The 23,963-nt window shown below is 53.0% G+C and carries 16 protein-coding genes; 7 read left to right on the forward strand and 9 right to left on the reverse strand.

Annotated elements, in window-relative coordinates; all coding sequences use genetic code 11:
• Nucleotides 1–88 precede the first annotated feature (88 nt).
• The 7 genes from asnB (at nucleotide 89) to SG26_RS18140 (ending at nucleotide 10,215) form a co-directional block, all read left to right on the forward strand.
• Nucleotides 89–1,915, forward strand: coding sequence for an asparagine synthase (glutamine-hydrolyzing) (gene asnB / locus SG26_RS18110; RefSeq protein ID WP_050038391.1), 1,827 nt, complete (start codon nucleotides 89–91; stop codon nucleotides 1,913–1,915).
• Nucleotides 1,916–2,045: 130 nt separating this feature from the next.
• Complete coding sequence (locus SG26_RS18115) at nucleotides 2,046–3,236, forward strand: glycosyltransferase family 4 protein (protein WP_014031326.1); 1,191 nt, start codon at nucleotides 2,046–2,048, stop codon at nucleotides 3,234–3,236.
• Nucleotides 3,237–3,471: 235 nt separating this feature from the next.
• Entirely contained in the window at nucleotides 3,472–5,262 is a 1,791-nt protein-coding gene (locus tag SG26_RS18120; protein ID WP_014031325.1) for a hypothetical protein, read from the forward strand.
• 60 nt (nucleotides 5,263–5,322) lie between these two features.
• Nucleotides 5,323–6,279: a glycosyltransferase family 2 protein gene (locus tag SG26_RS18125; RefSeq protein WP_044952851.1), complete on the forward strand. Its 957-nt coding sequence runs from the start codon at nucleotides 5,323–5,325 to the stop codon at nucleotides 6,277–6,279.
• A gap of 112 nt (nucleotides 6,280–6,391) precedes the next feature.
• Entirely contained in the window at nucleotides 6,392–7,588 is a 1,197-nt protein-coding gene (locus SG26_RS18130; protein ID WP_014031323.1) for a sulfatase-like hydrolase/transferase, read from the forward strand.
• A 76-nt stretch (nucleotides 7,589–7,664) separates the two neighbouring features.
• Nucleotides 7,665–8,846: a glycosyltransferase gene (locus SG26_RS18135; RefSeq protein ID WP_050038392.1), complete on the forward strand. Its 1,182-nt coding sequence runs from the start codon at nucleotides 7,665–7,667 to the stop codon at nucleotides 8,844–8,846.
• Between the two features lie 70 nt (nucleotides 8,847–8,916).
• Nucleotides 8,917–10,215, forward strand: a complete 1,299-nt coding sequence (locus SG26_RS18140; RefSeq protein WP_014031321.1) for a hypothetical protein — start codon at nucleotides 8,917–8,919, stop codon at nucleotides 10,213–10,215.
• 43 nt (nucleotides 10,216–10,258) lie between these two features.
• Here SG26_RS18140 and SG26_RS18145 read toward each other — a convergent pair whose 3' ends face one another.
• The 9 genes from SG26_RS18145 to SG26_RS18195 all read right to left on the reverse strand — a co-directional run bounded on the left by SG26_RS18145 (nucleotide 10,259) and on the right by SG26_RS18195 (nucleotide 23,936).
• Nucleotides 10,259–11,518, reverse strand: coding sequence for a hypothetical protein (locus tag SG26_RS18145; RefSeq protein WP_014031320.1), 1,260 nt, complete (start codon nucleotides 11,516–11,518; stop codon nucleotides 10,259–10,261).
• Nucleotides 11,519–11,530: 12 nt separating this feature from the next.
• Nucleotides 11,531–13,177 (reverse strand): carbohydrate-binding domain-containing protein, encoded by a 1,647-nt coding sequence (locus tag SG26_RS18150; RefSeq protein WP_225306820.1) that lies wholly within the window; start codon nucleotides 13,175–13,177, stop codon nucleotides 11,531–11,533.
• Between the two features lie 1,211 nt (nucleotides 13,178–14,388).
• A complete protein-coding gene (locus SG26_RS18155) occupies nucleotides 14,389–14,889 on the reverse strand; it encodes a hypothetical protein (protein WP_050038463.1) in 501 nt (166 codons plus the stop codon).
• Between the two features lie 58 nt (nucleotides 14,890–14,947).
• Complete coding sequence (locus SG26_RS18160) at nucleotides 14,948–16,453, reverse strand: lipopolysaccharide biosynthesis protein (protein WP_014031317.1); 1,506 nt, start codon at nucleotides 16,451–16,453, stop codon at nucleotides 14,948–14,950.
• Between the two features lie 238 nt (nucleotides 16,454–16,691).
• The gene (locus tag SG26_RS18165; protein WP_050038394.1) at nucleotides 16,692–17,828 is read right to left on the reverse strand and encodes a Gfo/Idh/MocA family protein; all 1,137 of its coding nucleotides are present in this window, start codon (nucleotides 17,826–17,828) and stop codon (nucleotides 16,692–16,694) included.
• 796 nt (nucleotides 17,829–18,624) lie between these two features.
• Nucleotides 18,625–19,431 (reverse strand): glycosyltransferase family 2 protein, encoded by an 807-nt coding sequence (locus SG26_RS18170; RefSeq protein ID WP_014031314.1) that lies wholly within the window; start codon nucleotides 19,429–19,431, stop codon nucleotides 18,625–18,627.
• A gap of 645 nt (nucleotides 19,432–20,076) precedes the next feature.
• Nucleotides 20,077–20,805: a UTP--glucose-1-phosphate uridylyltransferase AglF gene (gene aglF / locus SG26_RS18180; protein WP_014031312.1), complete on the reverse strand. Its 729-nt coding sequence runs from the start codon at nucleotides 20,803–20,805 to the stop codon at nucleotides 20,077–20,079.
• A gap of 1,789 nt (nucleotides 20,806–22,594) precedes the next feature.
• Complete coding sequence (locus tag SG26_RS18190) at nucleotides 22,595–23,137, reverse strand: hypothetical protein (protein ID WP_044952849.1); 543 nt, start codon at nucleotides 23,135–23,137, stop codon at nucleotides 22,595–22,597.
• Between the two features lie 535 nt (nucleotides 23,138–23,672).
• Nucleotides 23,673–23,936, reverse strand: coding sequence for a HalOD1 output domain-containing protein (locus tag SG26_RS18195; RefSeq protein ID WP_014031309.1), 264 nt, complete (start codon nucleotides 23,934–23,936; stop codon nucleotides 23,673–23,675).
• Nucleotides 23,937–23,963 lie beyond the last annotated feature (27 nt).

Raw genomic sequence — 23,963 nt, forward strand, 5'->3', positions numbered from 1 at the left:
AGCATCGATGTAGATTACGCGAACAATGTGTGGAATCTGTGGTCAGTATGTTCGATCTGGCTCTCCTGAAACCGACGTTCTTGAACGTATGAACGACTGCCAGTGTCACCGAGGTCCTGACGACGATGGGGTTTTCAGAGATGGAAGTGTTGGACTTGCACACCGCCGGCTCAGCATTATAGACCCCGAGAACGGGGGACAGCCGATCCACAACGAGGACGGTACCGTAACCGTCATCTTCAACGGAGAGATCTATAATTACGGGGCTCTCAAGGAACGACTCACGTCCGCAGGACATCGATTTACCACTCAAACCGACACCGAAGTACTGGTCCATCTCTATGAGGAAGAAGGTCCAAGTTTCGTCGACGAACTCGACGGAATGTTCGCGTTCGCTCTGTGGGACAGTGAGCGAGAACGTCTATTACTGGCCCGTGACCCGATGGGTATCAAACCTCTCGTTCTCGCCGAAACGGACGACAAGCTCGCGTTCGCCTCCGAGCTCCCATCGCTGTTCGAGAGCGACATTGACCTCGGCGGCATAGATCGGGACGCACTGGCTCAGTACTTCGCATTCGGATATATTCCGGCACCGAAAACGGCCTTCCGTAACGTCTCGAAGGTCAGACCCGGCGAGCGGATACTCATATCGGACGACGGTATCGACCGCGACAAATACCACGAGCCATCGATCACGCCTCGTGATCCCGACATTGATACCGCTGCCTCTCACCTACGCTCGCTCGTCGAATCGGCGGTCGAAAAACGCCTGATGGCCGACGTTGACCTCGGAGCGTTCCTCAGCGGGGGGATCGATTCGACGATAATCGTCGGGACGATGGCACAGTTACTCGATGATCCCGTGAAGACGTTTACCGTCGGTTTCAATCAGGATCGATTCGACGAATCCTGGGCGGCACGAGAAGTGGCGTCTTTCCACAACACCGACCATCACGAGATCACGCTCACAGCGAATGACGTACGCGAGTCCGTACCGGACGTACTGAATAAATTGGGGGAGCCCTTCGCCGACCCGGCACTGATGCCGAGTTACGCTGTGTCTCGAGCCACGAGAAATAACGTCAAGGTCGCACTCTCTGGTGACGGTGCTGACGAACTGTTCGCCGGCTACGATAAGTACCGAGTCGAGTCACTGTCAAAGTACTATCGAGCGCTTCCGGCCCAGATACGGAAATACGCCGTCGAGCCGGCTGTGAATGCACTACCCGCCTCACGAGGGACTGCGGTCGGCGACGCCGTTTACAAAGGACAGTGGTTCATAAATCGGAGCGGAGAACGATCAGTTCCGGAGCGTCACTTCGATTTAATGCGTGTCTCCGACGACCAAGCTATCCAGTCCGTGACGAACGTTGACCCAATCGAAGCTGGGCAGACCGCCCTCCGGACACAGCACGCCGCGATATCCCCAGAACTGGCCGATAGAGAGAGCTTGGCACGGATACAGGCTGTCGATACCCGCTTATCGCTCCCAGATCAGATGCTCACGAAAGTCGACCAGGCCAGTATGTACAACTCACTCGAGGTACGCGTTCCGTTCCTCGATACTGATGTCGTTGAGTACGCACTCAGTCTCCCAACAGACCACAAACTAACTGGCCGCGATCGAAAACGTGTGCTGAAACGAGCCTTCGATGATGTACTGCCGGAGTCTATCTTACAGCGAAACAAACACGGGTTCGATATGCCGATCGGTGAGTGGTTTAAACACGAGCTTGCTGACGAGTTCGTCTCGATGGTCCGTGCTACTGATCTGGGGATTCTCGATACCGCGGCGATTTTAGAACTATTCGATGAACACCTCGATGGAAACCACGATCACTCGCGGTTCCTCTGGACCGTCTACGTCTTCAAGCACTGGGCTGTGCGTATGCAAGAGCAGGGGGTCCTCGAATAGGAATACGGTAGCAGGATTTAGTGTGACTACATACCACCATCTGGTGTCTTGTACTGGCTATAGAGGCCTATTACTCAAAAAATCGGACTATTAACTATACCCCTCTACCTGTAAGAGTCGGGCGAAATAAATGCACATACTCCGGGTCGCCCAAGACATCTTCCCTGAAACTGTCGGTGGTGCGCCATATCACATACATGCTCTGAGCCGTGATCAGGCTGCGATGGGGCACGAGGTCACCGTCTTGACTGTCTCGGAAGAGGTGGAAGAGCGAGAGGTTACCGATCAAGACGGGTATACGTTGATCAAACAACCGCCGAAGCTAGAGCTCCTCGGGAATCAGATCTTCGCCAACACTGTCGGTGATCTACGTGGTCTGGAAGACTTCGACGTGGTTCACACCCACTCTCACCTGTTCTTCTCGAGTAACGTGGCCGCGCTGTACTGCCGAATGGCCAACATCCCGATTGCAATCACATGTCACGGCCTCAACTCACAACGAGGTCCGTTCTGGTTCTCGCGTGCACACCTTCGTACGCTGGGTAAGTGGACGTATGACTCGGCCGACGTCACGCTTTGCTACACCGATGTCGAGCAATCCAAACTTCGTGACCTCGGTGTCGACGCTGACATCGCGGTTGTAAACAACGGGATCGATACCAACCGCTTCTCCCCTGCTGGACAGACCCATCCCGATATCGCGAGCCAGGGCGGCCAGGCAATCGTGTTTGTCGGCCGCTTAGTCGACGGAAAGCGACCTCAGGACGTGTTAGCTGCATTCGATACGGTACGAGAGCGCTGTCCGGACGCATCGCTGTTCTTCTGTGGCGACGGCCCGCTTCGAGACAGTCTCGAATCGACGGTCGCTGACGAGGGACTTACAGATGCTGTAGAATTCCTGGGGCGGGTCCCCTATCAGAAAATGCCCTCGGTGTTCAGAGCAGCGGACCTGTTCGTCCTTCCGAGTCGGACTGAAGGCTTTCCACGGACAGTTATCGAAGCTTTAGCCTGTGAAACACCAGTTGTTGCCAGCGATCTCGAACAGACCTCGAAAATAGTCAACCAAACGGGAGAGACAGTCCAAGTTGGCAACGTCGAGGGATTCGCGACGGCGATTTCTGATTTGCTCAGCGATCAGCGCGGCCTCTCAGAACTGGGAAAACACGGCCGAGCAATCGTCACGACGCGTTACAACTGGGAAGAGACAGTGCAAGAGACAACGGAAATACTGGGCCAAGTGGCTGAAATCGGTGACTCCGTGATTCGAGACAAGACGGAATCGACCAGCAGTCCCACACCTGTGGTCAAGGACGAGATCTGAACGAATGGCGAATCGAGCCTCGACTGATTCCGGTTGCACAGTTCCATACCACTGTCGCGTCTTCGTGGCCCAATCGATATTGCGGTTCAGGTGGTCTATTGAAGCTGGTCGAGGCCTGACTTTGGTGAGGGCGTGTATCCACTGCGCGTTAGTCGCTGATTACTTAATATCTACCGTATGCAAGGCAGGGAAAGACGTGGACCTCACACTGCATCGCGAGCCAGAAGGGTAATAAATGAGTCACGAGACAAATCTCGACCGGGAGTCGTTCGACAGCTTCGAGTTCGCCAACCGTGACATACAGGAATATCTGGTCATACTCCTAGCCGGTATCCTTATCCTCGAGAGTGCGCTCTTCCTGTCCATTCAACCGGTAACCGGATATGAAACTTCGCTGGCAGATGGACTGTCCCAGCTGTTCTGGTTCACTTTCTATTCGGTCATGATCGGTGGAATATTGACGCTGATAGCAGCGGCTATTACGCAAACGAGGTACTGGCGACATGGTCTTGGCCTCGTCCTTTCAAACTACGCGCTGTACTTCTTCCTCCCAAAAGCTCGCGGCTATCGGTTTTACGGACAAGGAACGGCAGATGCACTGCAACACTTCGGCGATGTTAGGGCGATTCTCGAAACGGGAACACTTCCCGGAATCTGGTATCCAGGTGAACATGTGCTGATGGCCGAGATGGCGATGCTAGGTGTCCCGATTGACGCGATGCCATACTTGGTAGCGTTGTTGTTTACGACGCTTCAGATAATCGGAATCGGAGTCCTTGTGAAGACGCTCTCGGGTAAACGGGGAAGTCTCGCGGCCGGATTAGCAGCCGGTAGCACTCTCATTTATACGACCTTCCATCTCTCAAACCACCCGGCGATGAACTCATTCATGGTCGTTCCGGTCCTGCTCACGCTCACAGAACTGTACCGACGGAGTAACGACAACGAGTACCTGCTCTTGATTCTCCTGGTTGGCCTGTTCATCATCTACTCACACCCGATGACAACCCTGTTTATGCTAGGTATATTACTGTTAACCTCGGTGTATTCCGGGCTGTTCGGACGGCTTTCCCTATCGTCCACTCCGCAACTCAGTCCGCGGCTTGGTGTGGCCTTTCTTCCGCTCCTATTCGCCTGGCTCACCAATTTCGGTCAGACACGCCAGGCCATAATAAAAGTCGTTGCGGCACAGGATGATATGAACCCAGCAGCCAGAGAGGTACAGCGAGCCGGCTCAGTCCAGTTTTCACCTCTACAGCTCGCCGAGAAATTCATCACTCTGTACGGCTCGACCACAATTTACTTCACTATCGCCGGGACGTTCGTCCTTTTGACCCTATACTGGTTTCTCTCCGAACGGATGCGGTACGACTGGGGCTTCGGTTCGGTTCACTTCGTTGCAGGACTGGGTATCGCAGCGATCTTCCTCCTTAGCAATCTCATCGTGAAAGGCATAATAAGAGTAAACAGATACGCACTCCTGTTCGCTGCAGTCCTCGTGGGGATGGCACTCATCCATAGCGCCACCAAGCGCAACTCGGTAACCACCGTTGCTTTGACCGTACTCGTACTCCTAGGTGCCTGTCTCGCTGCAAGTGCTGCCTACGAGCCAAACCGTCACATGACCTACGCAGAGTACGATGGGTCTCAATTCATGGCAGCGAATATTGACGAAGGGGTTCCGATCCATGCAATGGATACGTCACATAAGATGGAAGCGTTCGTCTTAGGCACAAACCATCCCCGCTACTACCCACAGAGTTTCGGTATGAACAATAACTTGCCTCGGAACCTCGGCTATTTCAGCCAGGATGTTATCGCCTCTGATACGTTTGGCCGAAGTTACGTTGTCACGAAGACACACGATGTCAAACAGCACACTGCCTCGTATTATACAAAAGACCAACAGGAATATCTATTCCGATACGGTGAAGACAGTCTGACGAGAATGCACAATGATCCAACGGCAAACAAGGTTTATACCAACGGTGGGTTCACTGGGTGGTCCGTAGCGCCCCAAAATTAGCCAGCAGAGCCACGCATAGCCAGACACTAACTTTAGATGCCGCAAACCACCACCAGCCATATGCCAAATCCGCTCGTCAGCGTTGTCCTCCCGACATACAAACGACCGGACAGACTTCGGAGTGCAGCACGGAGTGTCGCAGAGCAGACGTACCCAAACATCGAACTCATCGTCATCGACGATCACTCCCCGCAGCCGGCAGCCGATACACTTGCCGGAGAGCCGCTACGAGGTATCGAAGTCAACTGTGTCCGTCACCAAGAGAACAGAGGAGCGAACCAGGCAAGGAACACGGGCATTGAGCGGGCAGAAGGCGAGTACATCGCGTTGTTAGATGACGACGACGCCTGGGACTCCGAAAAGATTGCTCGACAGGTTACTGAGATGGCAGAGAGCGCTGACAGCGTCGGCGTAGTCTACACCGGCTGTGAGTACGATTACGGGGACTACACACGGGACGTTATCTTCACGGCGGAAGGGGATGTTACCAAAGACCTCCTTCTGGGGGAGTCGTTCGGTGAATTCTCGACACTGATGGTTTCGGCTGATATCATCCCACAGGCCGGGCTCCCTGACGACCGGTTTCCCAGCTGGCAAGATAGAGAGTGGCTGATACGACTCTCGCTACATAGCGAGTTTCGCGTGATCCCCGAAGTACTGACATATCGGAACTGTCCCGAGGGAGCGGACCGAATCAGCAATAACTACGCTGAGAAGCGGGATATCTCCTACCCATTAATGGTAGAGAAACACCGAGAACTCGCTGCAGGGTACGGACGTCGGTACGAACGGGCCTTCCTCGCGTCACTGCTGTTCATTCTTGGACAAGAAGCGTTACGTTCCAAAGCATACTCTGATGCGAGAACGCAACTACTTAAGTCAGTGTATTATTGGCCGTTTCGAACCGACAGGTGGCTGTTTGCACTCGCTGCGCTTGGGGGCAGATTTAGCTACAAGCCGGCGAAAAACGCCATGAAGACCCTCAACTCGATTAAAACTGAAACAATTACGAAATGAGATGTTTTCGGTAGATATCCCGTCCCGTCACCGGGTACTGTTTTTTATGTGCTGTTTCATACCTCGTAGGTGTGTCTTTACTATATTGTTGTAGTAGCCACCCTCTGGTAGCATGGAGATCGACGTAGAGAACGTCCTCATATACGTTGACGACGCTGTCAGATATAACGCAATTAACGATGATCTCGCGGAACTCGGGCAGACCCACAAGACGATTGCAGCATCAACACACACGCCCACGTCGTTCGGGAGTTTGTTGACCGGGCTGTTACCACCGAACAGCAACATCCACAGCTTCAAGCATTCTGTCCCTGCGAACGTCCGCTCAGTATTCGATATTGAGAGTCACGAGGTTTCGATAGCTGCTCAGGGCGGCATGAACCACAGTATTGCGGAGATGTTTGCTAATCCCCCACGGAAACCGATTGACGATGTCGAGCCACCATTCGTCCACGTTGCGCGCCGGCCCGGTGGCCACGCGCCGTACGACGGATTCGACTGGGACGACTACGAATATCGCAACGAGACCGCTCTCGAATATCTCTGGCGCGTATCGTCGGACCCGGAAACGGCGAGAAAAGACTACTACAATGGTGTAGACCGCTCGTTCGAAGAGTTCAAGCGCGTCCTCCAGACGCTTGAACGCAGAGGCCTTCGGGAAGATACCCTCGTCATCTATACCAGTGACCACGGTGAGGTCCTCGGAGAGTACGGGTACTTCGGACACACACACCTCGCGACGCCTGAGGTCGTATACGTTCCGACGTCGTTCATTCATCCGGAGCTGGACTCCTCCGGCGAGAACGGGCTCTTACACCATGTGGACATCTTACCGACGGTCGCCAGTGCGATGTCCTCGCGACCTGATTTCGGTAGGGTGGATGGGAACGCAGAGGGAGAGGGTCGGGCGACCGGCTATACGCACCTGAACCACATTCGATACGGCTCGTTACCGGGACCCGCCGAGACGTTCGTCAGTCTCACTGGCGGGTTTGAGCGGACAATCAGGAGCCTCTGGGACGAACACGGTGGCCACACGTTCGTGGACGGACACAAAACGACATCATCGATTGTCTTTCTGGCGTTGCTACTGCAGAAGCCCTTCGGTCGACAGGTCTTGCACAACAGGAAGCTTCGAGATTCATACTGTCGGTTCCTGCCGGGACATCAGGCGTATGGGGCCCCGCAGTTTACTGAGGACGAAGCGCGGGCGGAGATTGCGGATATCCTCTCCGGGGAGAGTGAGGAGACAGTACGCGACATCGACGAGGAGACGACAGAACAGCTCGAAAACATGGGTTACCTTTGAGCATGACCGTTCCCGTGAACACGGAGTCCACACCTCATCTTACAAATAGCAGACAGCCCTATGGAGTGATTCAAGAATGACAGCGGAGCGGAAGACTCTCTGGTACTTTATCGGTGCACTTGTCGTCGGTGGTGCCGAGCGCACACTCATCGACCTGGCGAACGAAGTCAACGGCGAGGAGTACGACGTCACCATCTGGACAATATTCTCTACGAACCCGCTCGAAACAGAACTCTCACCGGAGGTCACCGTTCGGTCGCTTACGGACGCTGGTCGTGTTGCGAACGGGGCGATAGAGGGCGTCGAAAGCCCGCTCGTCTATCTGCTCGCCCCGCTCAAGTTCTGTCTTACCGCCCGCCGTGAACAGCCCGATCTCATACAGTCGTTCCTTTTTTACGACAACGTAATTGCCAGGCTTGCCGGCGTGTTCTGTTCTGCAACCATTATTACCGGCATTCGTGAAGTACCTAACGAGGAACCGTTCGTACGCCGCGTTATCGATCGGATGACGATCTCACTCTCGGATGTGATCGTTTCGAACTCCACAGCGGGCCGGGACTACGCTGTTAAACGCGGTGCAGAGGAAGAAAACGTGGCGGTGGTCTACAATGGCCGGAACATCGAACAGTACCGAACGACAGACTCGGCGGAGCTGCGATCAGAGCTAGACATCCCGACGGAGGCCACTGTAGTCGGCACCGTCGGTCGTCTCGTCGAGCGGAAAGGCCACTTCGATCTGCTCGATGCGTGGCCGACTATCGTCTCCGAGATACCCGATGCACATCTCGTATTCGTCGGTGATGGTGCCGATCGGGAGCGGCTGACGGAACGGGTCGACTCACTCGGATGTGCTGATTCGGTTCATTTCCTCGGAACGCGACAGGATGTCCCAGCGCTTCTCGGTGCGATGGATGTCTTCGCCTTCCCATCTCATTACGAGGGGCTCCCAGGTGCAGTGATCGAAGCGATGGCCGCGGAGCTTCCGATCGTCGCGACACCTGTGGATGGTACTAGCGATCTGTTGGAGAATTACCGGACGGGGTTGTTCGTCGACGTGCAGGCACCCGACGAAATTGCGTGGGCCACCATCCGTCTACATCAGCACCAGCCACTCGCTGAAACGCTTGGAACCGCCGCAGGACAGCGGGCGGCAAGCGAGTTTACGATCGAATCGATGGTGGACGGGTTCGAGCGATTGTATCAGGAAATCGAGACAGAGCCCGAAGAGACCCCCTACGTACAGCCGCTGACCGGGTAACGGCTCCCCCGCAAGCTTACCGGGAGAGTAACAACAGTATATTTTACTTGGTTTGTGTAAATTGACAGATATGGCTGAAGAGACGCCGAATCATAGCTACCAGCGTCCGGATCGCGGAACACAGGATTGGCATATCCCGTTGAACGAGAATTTCTCTCGTATCGATACTGAGGTCGAGATCAAGGATGCTGCCGAAAATCTGGATCAGTATCAACCAAAAGAGGGGGCCAAGTTCCTCGCGACAGATTCGCGACGTATCTTTATGGGAAACGGAGAAGAGTGGCTGGAGTTCGGAAGCACGGCAGGCCGCGCACGTTCCGTCTCGCTTGGTGAGACCAGTGAGAGAGCCACGGTAATGAGTGACGGAACGTTCATCGCCCAACCAGGACAACTACAGGACGTTATCGATACCGCATCTACTGGATCTGAGTTCGGACAGGCTCCTGCACAGACAGTCAAGATGGTCTCCGGTGAGACGTACGAAGTATCCGAGACTGTCCGGCTCAAGAGAGGTGTTAGACTGGAGTGTAATGGGGCTAGAGTCGTCCCGACTGGCGATTTTGATGTTTTCGAACTCGTCCGTGATACCGTTCTGCTTGACCCGTTTGTCGATACTCGCGGCAAAAACTGGAGTTCGACACAGATTGTTATTGGTCCCGAAGACGCACAGAAGTTAGATACGGCCAACCGCGCCTGGGTAAAGGACGCGTATCTCCTCGGAGACACAGGCAAGGGTATCGGCATTCAGTTCCGTGGCGGCTCGAAACCCTGCTCGATGCAGGTCGCCAATGGGACCCTCGACGGGTTTGATCGAGCAGTAGATTTCTACGCTGCCGGGGAGAACCGCGATCCGCAAGGCGACTGGTCGAACGGAAATCAGTTCTGGGGGCGGATACAGGACTTCCGGATCGGGATTAGTATGCGGTCGGACGGTGCGGAGGTGAGCGGGAATACCGTCCGCGTACAGACTCAGCCTGACCCAGAAGTAAGTGAATGGCTCTGGAAAATGAAAGACGACCCCCGAGAGTCTCGCGGTGATAACAAATTCGTGATGAAAGGCAATACGGTAATGGCTTATCCGTGGGACGTATCGTCATTCAAGCAGAACAACTCATATTATTCAGAGAGTGATCGAGATGCGCCATTCTGGTTTATCGGACGTGGTCGTCGGTACGGAAATTCACTCGTGGATCTGAGCGGAGTACGAGGAAACCAGTACGTACTCAACGATTCAGATACGCCCGACCGAAACGGCATCTTCACTGCACACGGTGGCTTCGTCGTTGGTACAACAGAGTTTGAGACAAATCCGGCATATCAGCGAAACGATAGCCGACATTGGCACCCGCAGTCGCGCAATGCGGAGTAGATAGTTACTCCCACGCTATTATCGCCTAAGGACCGCTCAGACCTTAGTTCTTTGAGTCTTCGTGCCACATACGACTTTCGCTATTCCGCTGGTACGCAGGCGGGTGTGAGAACTGCCTGGTGCCGGTGACTTCGCCACCATGATAGGTGAAAATCCCGTTCCGATCTGGGTAATCCGAATTGTTAACGATATACTGGTTTCCGAGCTTTCCGGACTGGTCAACGAGTGAATTACCGTAGTTTATTCCCTCGCCGATATACCACACCGGCGGCTTACGGTCGCTACTCTCAGCGAAGGGATTATTGTCCATATAATTGTTGTTGTCCCACGGATACACCATCATGGTGTTCCCAGACTTCCGGTACATATTGTCGTCTCGGTCGCTTTCGGATCGGGGGTCGTCCTCCATGTACCAGAGCCATTCGCTCACGTCGTTGTCAGGCTGGACCATCAACTTGAAGACGTTACCGGAGACTTCGGCGCCCTCAGAGCGCTGGTTGACGCCAACACGGAAGGCTTCCAGTGAGCCGTAGAATTGGTTCCCGTTCGACCAGTCGCCCTGTCCGCTGTAATCGTCACCGCTGGCATAGAGGTCGATCGCGATATCGAATCCGTGTATTGTTCCGCTGGCGACCTGCATCGAGCAGGGTTTCGAGCCGCCCAAGAACTGGAGTCCGATGCCCTCTCCGGGGGTTCCCCAGAGATAGGCATTTTCGACGGTTGCGCGGTTCGCCAGTTCGATTTTGTCTGCGTCCGGTGCGCCGACGACGACCTGCGTCGAATTCCAATTGACCGATCGGGTGTCAATGAACGGGTCGATGAGCTGCGTCCCGCGGTACATCTCGATGACGTTGAAGTCACCTTCCGGAATGATCCGAGCGCCGTTACATTCGAGTCGGATGTTCCGTTTCAGTTTGATAGTATCCGACGGGAAGTAGTTCTCCCCGGAGACGAGCTTTACAGTTCGGCTCGGTCCCTGTGCCCATGTGTGTGACTTGGACGCTTGATCGATCACGGACTGTACTTCGCCCGGCGGTGCGATGAGCGAACCGTCGTCGGCCTCGGAAACTGAGTCGTCGGACGCACTGAGGCTCCCGACGCGGTTCCAGTTGCTGCCGTCGCCAATGTATACCGTGCCGGTATCGGTCGCTAGGAACTTCGACCCTGTCTTCGGTTCGTACTGGCTGATGTTGGACTCAGCGTCCCGGAGCTCGACGTGGCTGTCGAGCTTTTCGAAGTTTTCGTTAAGTGGTACGTGCCAATCGAGCGTGCCCTCCGCGGGTGTGTTGTATCGTTCTGCCATTGTTCTGTTGTATTACTGGGTACCCCCGTACCCACCCATTCCGTAGCCGTCGCTGCCGAAGTTGTCAGTGCTTGACTCCGTCATGATCTCAGTTTCGGTCGCTGTCTCGGTTTCTGTCGGCGTCTCCGTTTCGGTCGATGTCTGTGTCGCCGTCTCAGTTTCAGTCGATGTTTCCGTCTCGGCCGCTTCGCGGAATTCGAACCAGTTGAAATCAATGCCGGAGCCAACTGCTTTCACCTGAATGACGTGCTCGCCACCATCCTGGACCGTTACGTCAGGAAGCGTTGCCGTTTCCCAAGTCGTCCAGCCGCCGGTGTTCGGTACATCCACTGTCCCGAGTTGCTCGCCGTCGAGGCTAAACTGCAGTTGCCTGTTGTCTCGTGTCGTCGCGACGCGAACGTCGATGTCGTATGTTCCGGCCGGCACCTCCGCGGTGTATTCGAGCCATTCGCCGTCCTCGAAATACCCAACGTTGTACTTCCCGGAATTGTCCTGCGTTTCCCGGATATCGACGTCGGAGTCCCGATAACCGAGATCGTACTCACTGCCGGCAGTAGTGTCGTGATACGACACGCCCTCGCCGCCCAGGTCGAATGCTTGTGACTGTATCCTGCCGGGAAGCGTCGGGGCGCCGTCGAACGGCTGATTCCCGGCGACCTCGAACTCGGCCCAGTTGAAATCGATGCCGGACCCGATAGCTTCGACCCGGAGCACTTGCTGTCCATCGGCATCGATGGTCACGTCCTCAGCTACTGCCGTCTCCCAGGTCGTCCAGCCGCCGGTGTTCGGCACGTCTACCGTTCCAAGTTCTCGGTCGCCCAAGTGGAACCGGAGCTGTCTGTCGTCCTGTGTCGTGGCGACACGGACTTTTAGATCATACTGGCCTGGCGAAACATCAGCCGAGTATTCGAGCCATTCGCCGTCTTCGAAGTAACCGATGTTGTACTCCCCAGAGTCGTCTTGGGTCTGCCGGATGTCGACATCGGTGTCACGGTAACTGGTGTCGTATTCGTTCCCAGCGGTCGTATCGGAGTACGATACTCCTTCGCCACCCGTGTCGTAGTTTTGTGCCTCGATGCGCCCGGGAATCGTTGCTAGAGTCCCATTGTACGGTTTCTGCGCATCGACTCTATCGAATTCGAGCCAATTGAATTCTACACCGGAATCCAGTGCTTCGACGCGAAGCGTCGATTGCTGCTCGGACTCGACTTCGATGTCTTCTACTGTGACTGTCTCCCACGAGGTCCAGTCGCCCGTATTAGGGACAGTGACCCTTGTGAGGGTCCGATCTCCAAGAGACAGTTCGAGTCGCCCATCAGAGAGTGCTGACGCCACTCGGACTCTAATATCGTACGTTCCCGGCGAGACATCGGTTGTGTATTCGAGCCACTCTCCGGCCTGAAAGTAGCCGATATTGTACTTTCCTGACTCGTCCTCTGTTGGTCGGATATCAACGTCAGTATCTCGGTTAGCGGAACCGTAGATATTTCCGCTAGACGTGTCGTGATACGCCTCGCCTTCGCCACCGATGTCGAAGTTCTGGGCCTGAATACGCCCGGGAATTGTCCTGACTGTCCCTTCATACGGTGATTGAGACTGCGTCGTACTATCCGTCGAAATGGTGAGTGAGTAATCGCCACCGCTCCGACTGACGTCCATGACTTGCAGGTAGTGTGTGCCGCCGGCCGAGAGAGATTCCGGCAGATACACCGGGACATCTGAACTCGCGTACGCTTGGGAGAGTAATTCACCGTCGGGATTGAACAGCCCGACCGCAGCAGCACCTGTGTCTGACCCCGGCGTGAATTTAACCGCTACATTTTCGCTGTCGGGCCTGAACGCAAAGAGATCAGAGGAGCTTGGAGACAGTGTTGTTGAGAGCGGAGAATCGATGCTGAGGCTGCTGACCGAACTTGCTATACTGGTGTCTCCGGCCACCTTCGAAACATCGACTGCGCTGAGTTGTGTTGTAACTGCAGGCTCACCACCGTATCCGAATTTTGCTGCCGATCCTCCCGCGGTAGGATCACCTTTACCGGCACATCCTGCCAAGGACGCAGCGGCAACACCTACTAATTTCATGCACGTGCGGCGGTCTATGACGGTTGTTCCCGTCGTACTACTTTTATCTCGCGACACCTCACCACTGTCGTGCGAGCGATTCTGTTCTTCGTTGGTCACACTCCGGTAATCCCTATTTACTATTTTATTCGTTGTTACCGGTTGGGTCTTGTTTGCATAACTTGCTGACCATGCGATACTTTCTTGCATACCACGTTTAAAGCAAATATTATAATCGAAAATGGCAGTTGAGAAACTAATACTCGTTTAGTATAGTCGAATTACGGCATCTTTGTAATGTTAGGGAGGTACTACCATCTGATATCACTCCACTTCGTGACCAGCAGATCCGCTCGATCTGAAAGTCAATCGGCCTATGTCACCGAGTCCTGTTTCAGAGACCACGATCCCGTCGCTCAAATTCTCTTGTGGTGGCAAGATGTTCAAGCCGTTTGCGAGTAATTTCGTGGTCTCTATCAGTCCTGTCCGATTTACATGCTATTCTCAGCAGTGAGTCCAAGATGGCTGTCACTCCCGTCTTTAGCTGTGAACCATTACAGCCTCTCGGAGTATATTCGGTTCAGCAGCCGTACTATTGGACTGTTAATATGATGCGGATTGACTTTTGTGAACCACTTCGTGCAATACTTGGGTATCCGGGATTTTCGATTGCGATGAATTCACTCGAAAACAAACCTTGTTGCTGGATCTAACGCAGCAGTGTATTCAAAGGCGATATTCTCTGGGAACATGCGTCCCACGCTCTACGCGATATTTCTGAATGAGGCTCTACTTTGGAGCGGTCTATCTCATTCCGCGGTCGGGTCCTCGACTCCGACTCGACACCGGCGTTGTAGGGACTCCTTCTCGTTTGCTAGGCACGACAGCGAAATGATGCTGTTAGCGTTCAGGAGAGATGTCTGAAACGAAATGTGGTCGCCCACTGCAATCCCGCTGTAGAGCGTTCTAGACGTCTGATATTCTATCGTCCCGGTCCGACCGAACACTTTGGGACTGTCGTTGTGGTGGTTTACTGTGACGTGGAACCGTATCGAGTCGTACCTTTCCCGCAGGGAGGTTGCAACCTCAGGTGATATCTCTGCTGGTGACTGCCCAAGCTGTCCCTCGTGTTCGGATGAAACAGTTGTCCCGTCATCGTCAGTGACGGTGATCTCAGTCGTCTCCCCCTCGGCGATGCCGACGAACCGCTTTTGAACTATCTCACCTTGATTCACGAGCAGCAGCTGATCTAACCACCGCCCGACCTGTAAGAACGGGACGACGCCAGCAAGCACTGTTCGTCGCTTCATCGCGCTGTGCTCCTCTTTTCGCCGGATCGATTGATTTGGATTGTCTGTCTCATTTTGATCACGCCAACGCATCGAATATTGATTCGAGGTTCTGCTTGACTTCCCAATTGAAACTAAACATGAGCGCCAGGGCCAGGGCCACATAGACTCCAATACCAACGAGGACCAACAGGATAAACTCCAACACCGGCCCAGTGAGAGTCACCGTCTGATAGACGTAGGTCACTGCGGCTGCCATCCCAAGACTCGCCACCAGGGGATACGATACCTCCCTGAAAACTCGAACTGGAGACACATTGATGGTCCGGGCGATAAGATAGGTGTCAATCGGCATCATCGGGAAAATGTAAATACCCGTAATGAGAGCTGCAGTGCCTTCGATTCCATACATCATCGTGACCGGATAGATGAATACAGCAATGAGGGCCACACGTACAGCAGAGAGTTTAGCAATATAGTCCGGTCGCCCAACTGCTTTCCAGACCGGTCCCATCGTCGCACCCATCGAACGCAACAGTCCGTAGATAGCCAACAACTGCATCACTGGTATCATCGGCTGCCACTCGGGGGTAAAAAACGCCTCGACAAACGCGGGTGCGACTGCCGCGATACCCATTGCCGCTGGGAACGAAGCCAATGTGGTCATTCTGAGCGTCTGGAAGTATCCGGACCGCAGCTTCTCGACGTCGTTCTGCACTTTCGAATACGCCGAGAACGTCACACTGGAGATTGTCTGTGTGATTTCGGTCGCCGGCGCGTTCGAGAGCCGGTAGGCGAGCTGGTAAAATCCCAGTGCACTTGCCATGAGCGCCCAGCCGACAAACGCGTCGTCTCCTCTACTGTACAGGAAATACAGGATTGAATTGGCCGTAACCCACTTTCCGAAACTGTAGCGCTTCTTCGCCACATCGATATCGAACGAAGGCCACGGACGGTACCCGTCCGCCAGATACGAGACGAGGAACCGGGCGGCGTCGCCGGCGATGTATCCGATTGCCAGTGCATAGACAGTTGGGTCATACAGAGCTATGCCTACGGTGACGACGAAGTATGCCACCGCGCCGCTGACCCTATACACGAACTCTTTGTGGAAATCTAGACTCTTCTGGAAATAGACGACAGCAGGGTTTCGTAACCCAACAATAAACGGTGAGAGGGCGATGACCCGAAACAGATCGGTCGCTGCAGGTTCGTTGAACAACGACGCAATAAACGGGGCCCCGAGGAACAGAATAACGGCAATTACAGTCCCTCTGGCTGTCTCGATTGTCCAAGCAGTGTTGAGCTCGTCGTCGACGTTGTCCTCCTCGGCCTGTATCAGAGCGGACTTGATTCCCAACTCGGAGAACTTCTTGAGTGAAGAGAGCGTCAACAGCGCTATCCCCATCAACCCGACTGCACGCGGGGACAACAGTGAGGCAACGATGACCAGCAACAACAGTTCTAGTCCCCGTTCTGTGACGTTCATCACACCGACCCACACGCCACTCTTTACGGTTTGCTCCATCACGTCATCACTGGCCGGGAGCAGCCGCTTTATCAACCGTTTCAGTTTATCTAGCATCGTCGTTCGAACTCCCTGTTGCGTGTGTGACGAGCCACAACACTAGGCCGATTGACGGACACCAGTGTGTTCTTCCGACTCAGTACTCGATATTGCTGTGCCTGCATAGACTCTCCGTTGCTACATACTTCGGATACCATCTGTTTGTTATGGGCGGGGTAACTGTGACGCAGCCGCATTATCAGGGCGTATCTTGCCACTCCGTCTCAGTGTGCAACTGTTCGGGGTGTACTGGAATTTATCGATTGTCAGCAGTGAGTACTTGCCCGTTTTCGACCATCGATTCCAGCGGGTTGTCGTCGATTTCTAGTGGGAAATCGACTCGCCCGCACCGCCGAGCGGACTCCCAGCACCCGAATATAAGTTCCGTTGCCTGCAGAGCGTTGTCAGCTGAAAGTTCAGGTTCACGACCCGTGTCCAGTGCGTCGACGGTGTCCGCTATGGCACGGTCAATATAGGTTTCAGGTCTCGCGTTTTCTACAGTGGCTCCCGGTATACGAGCGCTGATCTTCTGTTTTGCAGCGTCGAATATTGTTTCGTTGGGACCGTGTACGTCCTCTCCCCCAGTGTCGACCGTTGTCCAGTTTTTCCCGGTCCGGACCCGTAGCGGAACCTCACCACCTATTTCTATCATTCCGTCTGAGCCCAGCAGCCGCATATGACAGTCGACAATGCCACCGTCCCCTGTCGATGCGAGCCCGTTGACACCGTTCGTATACCGCCATTGCGCGATGGCCTGATTCTCGTTGTGGGCCCCAAACTGTACGTTTTCCTCGCTGTATTCGATCCCAGCCATCACCCATTTCGACATCGCTTGGTCAGTGAAGTACCCACAGAGGTCAAACAGGTGCGACCCGTAATCAAATAGATTTTTTCCACCGAGTTCGATTCGCTCTAACGAGCCTATTTTTCCGTTTTCAAGCAGCGACTTGGCTTTCCGGAACGGCTTTCCGAACCGTCGTTGGTGGTTGAACGTAAGCTGGATTCCGGCCCGCTTACAGGCCGATGCCATTTTCTGACAGTCCTCCCATCTCGTTGCCATCGGCTTTTCACAGTGGATCGCGTCCATTACCCCACTCTCAGCACACGTCATCACGACAGGTGCGTGGATATGGGGCGGAACGCAGACACTGACAATGTCGGGCTCGACAGCAGTGAGCATCTTCTCAGTGTCCGTGTAGACGTTTCTGTCCGGGAGGTTCCATTGTTCTCCGAAACTTCTCGCATTCTCAGGGACGACGTCGGCACAGGCGGTAAGTTCACACGAGTCTAACCGCCTGTACGCGCCTGCGTGCCTATATGCCATTGCGAACCCGTCGGTATCCGGGTCGTCCGGATCTGCACCAGTCCCAATGACTGCGACAGTGTAAGTCATCGATGGAAGGTGGGATAGTAGCCTCAATAGTAGTAACCTCGTACCGATTCACTCAGACAGTCCACACTGACTGGCTGGTCTACCAATGCTACCGTGACAATATATCTGAAACTCTGGGCTCCTTCTATCAGAGAGGGTGTACGCAGCCATCTCGTGTAGTTTTAGAACACGCACAGTGTATTATATGACTCTTAACTACTGCGATCTTGGCGGATTCCAACCAGGACAATCAGACCACCAGCTAAGCATTTGTTCACTCGTGAACTGACCACGGTCGCTTCTTGATCGAATATATGAAGCCAGCTAAACCAGTTGGCGTTTAATCCCGGGATGCCCCTATTTGTATAGTAGCCGGGTCCCTGTCCAAATCATATGTGATCAATGATAGGATACGCTGCAGCATGGCTGCCGGTATGGCCTGTTTACTAAAACGGTCTCCGTCGTTGGATTCTTGATAACGATGGACCACATTCGTCGCCGACAAAGCGTAGCTACGGTCGCGAGGGGGACTATCTCACCGTACTGATGTCTTCAGATGAAGAGACTAGGACCGTGGAGTCGGAGCAGGCGACCCGACGGACCATTCTATCCCTTGTTGCGACTGGACTCTCGTTCGGAGTTGCAGTGCTTTTGAAGCGGGAGATATTGTATCGTGGGTACGGCGAAGATGGGTATGGTGAACAGGGGTTCGGCGAGTAACTAGTACGGCATATATCACGACTCTCTCTGAGGAAAGAGTTGGGCCAGCAGCTGCTAGTTTGCCTAAATTCAGAACACCGAAGAGACCCAGAGACAGTTAGTCTGACGGTCCCGCGGATTCCGAGGGTCGGTCAATATTAGGTACTTCGCCTCTGTCCTCTTCGTAGTGGGTGTGGTTGAGGAATCCTCGAATACGTCCAGCTGTCTTTGCAACAGTACTGCCCGCTTCTATAACGGTAGCTACCGGCGTTATTCTGACATAATTCAGCGGGTCAAGTGCCTCACAGAAAATATTCTTGAGTTGATCTGCTCGCGAGACGTTACATTTTGACCAGTAGTACGGACTCTTTGTTTCGAGCTTATACTGTTTCTTCCAGTATTCAGTAATAGACGACGCGTACGGATGGTCAACGATGAGTTCGGGATCGTACCGAATATCAAACTCGGCTCTAACTCGCCTGGCGAGTTCCTTTTCCTCGTGACCCCACCCCATCTGTTCGTCCCACCCACCGACCGCCTTGAACACGTCCCTGTGAACGCCCATGTTACAGCCCCAGAAGTGGTTGACATAGCAAGGATCGTCCCCCCAGTCGTAATGGGTGGTGAAATGGCGAGCAAACACATCATCGACTGGGTGGATGGTTCGACCGGCGTATGCCGCCTCTGTTTCGAGGAGTTCATCCGCTTTTTGAAGATATTCTGGGCGAGGTCGGGAATCATCATCCAGAAATACGATCTTGTCGGTTGAGGCTTGTTTGATCCCCTCATTTCGGGCTCTAGTCACAGGGCTCTCATCACACACGATAACCTCAAAGTCGTCGAACGCGTGCTCTTTGAGGCACTGTATTGCTTCAATCTCATCCCGCGGCTTCAATGTCGCGATAACAACGCTGACCGATACCATTAATTCTTCTACGAAGTAGAACTCTCCTTCAAGACATTAGTATAGGCATCCTGTTATTAGTAGGCAACGCATTCACCTGTCTTACCCTGGCATGGTCGCAATGACTGCCTGTACCCACGATACAACTCCATAGATGAACACCACAAACCCACCCATGGAAACCCAGCGTAGTCGTTTGTGATTTTTTGGGCGGACACCGTCTGGATTACTGAGTTCGACCGCAAACAGAAAGCCTGCGTAGCTGAGCAGGTAATACAACAACGGGTTCCAACGGCCGATAAATATCATCCCCCCCAACGTCGCCGAGAGCCAGATGATGAAGACTCCCACGAACTGTCGAACCCATCCAGCGCACATAGCCAATCAATACATGGTCTTCCTGTTTTGTTATGCTACTACTAGCGCGTACTATTGGTAGGTGGTTTGGATCTACTTACAGCGGCAGCCACCGTGTGGTAACTGCCGGCGCACAATCTCTGCCATAGAAAACTGGCAATGAAATAGACAGTATTTCGAAGCCAATGATGTAACTGGCGTTGGGATCCGCGATCAACTCACGGTACATAATATAGCTAATTGATAGGAACTCCCAGTGTCACATCGTCGTGATCCTAGTGGACCGGTCTTTTGAGTGAACCTTCGATGTCAGGTTAGTGTAGCCGCTTCTTCTGAAAGGCGCTGTTCTGCAGTCTCCTTGTCTTCAGGATACCCAACGTCGACACGCCACCCGTTGAGACGAACAGCGTCGATCGTTCTTCCGCTGTCCATCAGTAAATCAATGGCATCGCTAAGTTCGTATTCGCCACGGTCAGAGGGCTGAACCTGACTACATGCTTGGAATATTGCTGGCGAAAACGTGTAAAAGCCGGTCATGACTAGGTTTGACGGAGGGTCGTCCGGCTTCTCGACTACATCGGTTATTTCACCATATTTATTCGTCACGCAAACGCCATATCTAGACGCTTCGTCTTCCGGAACCTCCTCTACCAGAAATGCACAGTCGACACGCTGTTCTCGTTGTCGTTGTACGACTGTGTCGAGGTTTCCTCGAAACACATTGTCTCCCAGCATCAACATAAAATCGTCCTTGATTTCCGGTTCGGCCTGTAACAAGGCGTGTGCTAGCCCAGCAGGTTCCTCCTGATGGACGTACGTTATCGGGACGCCGTTATACGAGTTTCCGTAATAGTCGATAATCTGCTCTTTTCGGTATCCGACGACGATAACAAACTCGTCTGCATCAAGTGAAACGAGCTCGTCAAGACAGTGGGTCAGAAGCGGTTTTTCGTCTACCTCAACTAACGCTTTCGGGAGGTCATCAGTCAGCGGCTGAAGTCGTGTGCCCTTCCCGGCCGCGAGAACTACTGCTTTCATCACTCACACGCTTTCCCAGATACCACATTGTAATGCTGCTACTAATCGGCCCTGTCATCGGTGGGTAAACCACTATTCTTTCCGCTGGTAACGTTGTTCAGCTATCGGCGTAGATCTCGAAGCGAATCCGAGTGGATAACGATGAACTCTTCTTCACCGAGTTGTGACTCATGCTCCGGCAAAAATATCAACTGTGAATCAGTCGAAGATTTGACAACAGTTAGTTCTTCCATCTCGTAGCCTAGGTCCGATTCCCAGTCTGGATCTGTCGGTACGTCTTCCCACTCCTCTGAGGACATCATTCAGCCGCCACTCCATTCAAATTTCCCGGTCTTGACAAATTCAATCGCTTGTGTGTAAACCGCGCACTCTGACCCTGGCCCCATAGCCCTACTCTTAGATTAAGACAATCTTTAAATTGTCTCTCTACTGCACTTACATCGAGCATATCTCGGAAAGGTGTAATTACTATATTAAAGATTGCGTCCTTATACCCAGCATCTACACATCATTTATACTCCATTTACTTACCAATCTATCCTACCGTCTCCCCCCAATAATACGGTGAAAACAGACTAATCTCCAATGGTAGGATAAAATTACTCCGACATTCGATGAACTAGACTGGGACATATCACTGTTTTGTGGCATAGCGCGGAGGAGCAGATGAACTGGGTACAGCCTTCGAATTTACTATCGGATCAAGTTCATTCGGAGATTTTTGAGTGTCCCCGTATCAGTATCTCTCCTGTATATGAAACTCAATTTATCTATGTTACTCCTTACTCTCTTATAGGTGTGATCGTTACGCTTGAAGCTCTAAACCGAAAATGCCTCTCAAATGGCGCCACCACGTACTTCAACCCGCATTCAACACTTGAGTAAAAGGCTCAGCTACAGCTGCTCCACATACCTTTGGAGTGGTAAGCTCCGCTATGGCGGAATAACACGACTATAACAATACACTCCTGCACATAAGATACTGGTGGAGAGGGCAGTTACCCGACACCCACAACACCGGCCCAATCCTTACCACCCCCCTCAGGGACGCTCGTGCCCTGTATAGTCGCTGTCGACTCGGATCGCTCTCTCCACTTTGATAGTGAGCCGGAACGGCTTCGGTCACACCGTCCTTTCCGGCTCACTCCGTTCTTGATTTTTTAGCTATGACGTGGATTCTAATCCTTTGCTAAGGCTTCGCCGATTCTCCTAACTAATTATGGATACACTCCAGACGTCCATAACTTAAACTTAGGTCATCAGAAGTCATTGATGCCCAGCAGACACAGCGAAACTGCATACCAGAACTTGTGACCGAGTAACGGATGTTATGATTGCATTCAGAATCCCCGATAAACACTCCTATAGCCGATATCTGGGTGAGTACTTCTGATAGTCGCAATACCCGGAGGGGTTTTACAACAAAATTCCTAAAGATCAACACTAGTATACCCCGGATATCTACAACTGGCAAGCGTCTATAGTAGCGATTGGAAATCAATGCACACCTGCTCGCACGACAGCAGTGTGATCAGTGTGTAAATCGTTTCAATTGTTACTATAGAAGTAGCCGACTACCTCAAATATGAACTTAATTACTAAACTGTAACAGTTACACGTAGCGGTGTATGCCGGAACATATCTCCGACAGCGAAATGGAACGGATTTCGGAATTCGCGAGCACTCCGATGTACAAACGGTCGCCCGATCAGTTACTGCCGGACGGTGCGGCCGACGACGAAGAATAACATACCCTTGGGGGGTATTTTCAGTCAGCGCATAGTTCAGCTCACGGCTCGCCGATATCGAAGGTCTTGTCATTTTCCCCTCGCCGCCTGGAGACTGCGTGAGCAATGGACAGCACGAGAAATGAACTAATGACGACTAGTCCGATAACTAATGGACTGATTGCACTGAGCGGCGACACACCGACAATTGCTGCGAGGAGTAAAATGGCGTTCAACAGGGCTACGGCCCCATAGTACTGATACCATTTAGAATCATCATCACTATTGCTAATGAACGGTTCAACCTCCGGAGCATCCTCTCGAAGAGCTATCTCGCCCGTATCGGCGTCGTACGTTATTAGCCCTGCCTCTTGAAGCTTCGGAGCATGGGTCTGATACAGCGAGACGTACACCCGCTTTCGCGCCTGCGAGGAGAGTTCTTCGACGGTTGTGTCGTTCTCCCACGCAGCCAACTCCTCAGCTAAGTCGGTTAGCTGGACTGGCTCCTTTTGTTGGCGTAGATAGTAAAGCGTATATCGACGCCTCGAACTGCTGAGGATGTCGAACATTTGGTCGCGTGAGAGCTCTGGTTCTTCCTCTACCATCGGTTCACTCATGACCTCGATTGCTGCATTGGTTTGTGTTCAGGCCGCGAGAGCCACATATATACACGAAACCCGGGGTACCGTTTTGTTACACCCCCGTTACCTTCTAATTCCTGAGTAAGAAATAGCTACTTGTATCGCACGTCGTACTCCCGTTCTTCACCGACTGACCACAGTCTGTATATAATCCTTCAGTTTGTGACATCCGGAATCATTTGGCGTACTACATGACTCAATCACAACGACCTCCAATAAATAAAATAAATCTGCATGTGAAAACGCAGTACGGTGTGTTATTGTTCGGCTCGGTACAAGTCTCTGTTTCATTACTGCGAACCTCCGAACCTTTTCATATTGGTATAAATGCATATATTAGTACTACGCTATCGAATTCCAGTGAGGATAGACAGAAACTACATAGCATCCTATTAATAATACATCGTGAACTCTCCTGCATCTTCTCCATGGCATACTCTCTTACCGGAGGTTCCTCGTTATCCGCTCAGTCAAGAACCAGGAGGAAAGTTCTAGCCGGTTACGTCGGCGTGATCTCGATGGTCTCGCTGTCTCGAATCCGAACGGTGTACCCACTGTATGTGAAACTAATCTGAATGTCGTCGTTGGTCTGCCCTGCGACAAGGGTATCAAGGGCGTCCGGGTCGATTCGGTTGTACAACGGTGGGAGACTGGTTTCCGTTACGGATTCTTTAGCTGCTATAGCGGTCACAATCGCTTCACTCGGTGATTCGTACTGGTTTGTCCAAAAGACAGTTTCTGTCTCGTTCCACTCCAGACTCATTGTTCTTTGTATGAACACACTCCCGTA

It is taken from the genome of Haloarcula sp. CBA1115, from assembly GCF_000827835.1.
In the GTDB taxonomy this organism is placed as follows: domain Archaea; phylum Halobacteriota; class Halobacteria; order Halobacteriales; family Haloarculaceae; genus Haloarcula; species Haloarcula hispanica.